Source organism: Methylopila musalis (assembly GCF_042679725.1).
Taxonomy (GTDB): domain Bacteria; phylum Pseudomonadota; class Alphaproteobacteria; order Rhizobiales; family Methylopilaceae; genus Methylopila; species Methylopila musalis.
The window spans coordinates 1-611 of record NZ_JBHTMX010000436.1; the positions used below are offsets into that span (position 1 = coordinate 1).

The 611-nt window shown below is 76.6% G+C and carries 1 protein-coding gene; it reads left to right on the top strand.

Annotated elements, in window-relative coordinates; genetic code table 11:
- Positions 1-611 (top strand): nickel/cobalt transporter (locus ACFQ4O_RS18170; protein ID WP_378777846.1); only part of this gene is annotated, 611 nt, incomplete at both ends.

The following is a 611-nucleotide window of genomic DNA, read 5'->3' on the forward strand; positions in this document are numbered from 1 at the left end:
CGCTGGCGCAGGGCGCGGCGGGGCCCTTCGGCGTCGGCCGCCCGGACGGGCCCGGCGGCGCGCCCGAAGCCGGCACGGTTCTCGGCTGGATCGGCGCGTGGCAGTCCAGCTTCTACCGCTCGCTGTCGGAGGCGATCCGGGCAGTCAAGGCCGACGGTTCCGCGTTCCTGGCGCTCGCCGGCCTCTCCTTCGCCTATGGCGTGTTCCACGCCGCGGGGCCGGGCCACGGCAAGGCGGTGATCTCGTCCTATCTGGTTGCGACCGGCGAAGGCCTGCGCCGGGGCGTCGCGCTCTCCACCCTCGCGGCGCTCGCCCAGGCGGTGACCGCGATCGTGGCGGTTGGGCTGCTCGCCGCGGTGATCGGCGCCACCAGCATGGCGATCGGCGCCGCCACCTGGTGGCTCGAGGCGGCGAGTTACGGCGCGATCGCCGTCGTCGGGCTGGCGCTGCTCGCGCGCAAGGGCGCCGGGTTCCTCAGGACGCTGCGCGGCCTGCCCGCCCATGCCCACGGGCCGGACTGCGCCCACGACCACGGCGTCGATCCGAGGATCGTGGAGGGCGCCTCGCCCGACTGGCGGCGCGGCGTCGCGGCGGCGCTCGCCATCGGCCTG